1 pseudogene is annotated in these 611 nt (G+C 76.4%); it reads left to right on the top strand.

What is annotated here, in order from left to right:
• Positions 1-611 (top strand): annotated as a pseudogene (locus tag ACYVE9_RS30080) (O-antigen ligase family protein); the annotation flags it as partial.

Genomic DNA, 611 nt, shown 5'->3' with positions numbered 1-611 from the left:
CCCCCGCGCTGCGGACCGCCGCCCGGCTGGCCCCCTTCGCGCCGGTACTGCCCGCCGTCGCCGTGCTCCTCCTGCTGTGCGCGCCGGTCAGCGACGACGGCGCCGAGGGCAGCCGGGTGACGCTCGCCGACGCCGCGTCCGGCGTGCTCGTCGTGCACTGCGCGATCCGGCTGCTGCGCCACCGCCACCGGCCGCTGAGCCGACTCGCCGTGCTGCTGCTCGCCGCGCCCGCAGTCGCGTTCGCCGTCGCCACCGCCACCTCCTGGGACCCGACCGCGAGCCTGCCCGGCTTCGTCCGCTACCTTCAGGTCTTCGTCCTGGTACCGGCCGCCGTGGCCCTGCTGCTGCGCGACCGCGCCGACTTCCGGGTGCTGGCCGGCACGGTCCTGCTGGTCGCCGTCGTTCAGGGCGGCATCGGCGTCCACCAGTACCTCACCGGTACCGGAGCCTCCTACCAGGGCCAGGACATCCGGGCCGTCGGCACCTTCGGGCCGCTCGACGTGATGGGCATGTCCACCGTCGTCTCCTACGGCATGGTCGTCGCCCTCGCCCTCGGCCTCGCCCCGCCCGCCGGCAGCCCGCGCTGGACCAGGCCGGCCGCCCTCGGGTGC

The sequence above is a fragment of the Streptomyces sparsus genome (assembly GCF_054776295.1).
The sequence above is the reverse complement of the archived record's forward strand: the minus strand, read 5'-3'. Positions and strand labels throughout refer to the sequence as shown.